General features: G+C 77.9%; 1 protein-coding gene. It reads left to right on the forward strand.

Features of this window, described 5'->3' with window-relative positions; genetic code table 11:
* A partial coding sequence (locus G3I42_RS17635) for an aminotransferase class I/II-fold pyridoxal phosphate-dependent enzyme (RefSeq protein ID WP_164287089.1) occupies nt 1-533 on the forward strand: 533 nt, incomplete at both ends.

Raw genomic sequence — 533 nt, forward strand, 5'->3', positions numbered from 1 at the left:
CGGCGGGCGCCGCGGAGGCGTTCGTGCTGCTGGCGCGGACGCTGCCGGTGCGGCGGCCCGTCGTCGTGCATCCGCAGTTCACGGAGCCGGAGGCGGCGCTGCGGGCGGCGGGGCACGCGGTGGGGCGGGTGCTCCTGCGCGAGGCGGACGGCTTCCGGCTCGACGTCTCGCTCGTGCCCGAGGACGCCGATCTCGTGGTGCTCGGGAATCCGACGAACCCGACGTCGGTGCTGCACCCGGCGGACGCGATCGCCTCGCTCGCGCGGCCGGGGCGGACGCTCGTCGTGGACGAGGCGTTCGTCGACACGGTGCCGGGCGAGCGCGAGTCGCTCGCCTCGCGCACGGACGTCCCCGGGCTCCTGGTGCTGCGGAGCCTCACGAAGACGTGGGGGCTCGCGGGACTGCGGATCGGGTACGTGCTCGGGGCGCCGCGGACGCTCGCCGCGCTCGCGGAGGCGCAGCCGCTGTGGCCGGTCTCGACGCCCGCGCTCGTCGCGGCCGAGGCGTGCTCGGCGCCCGCCGCGTTCGCGGAG

This window comes from Streptomyces sp. SID11385, from assembly GCF_010548245.1.
Classification (GTDB): domain Bacteria; phylum Actinomycetota; class Actinomycetes; order Streptomycetales; family Streptomycetaceae; genus Streptomyces.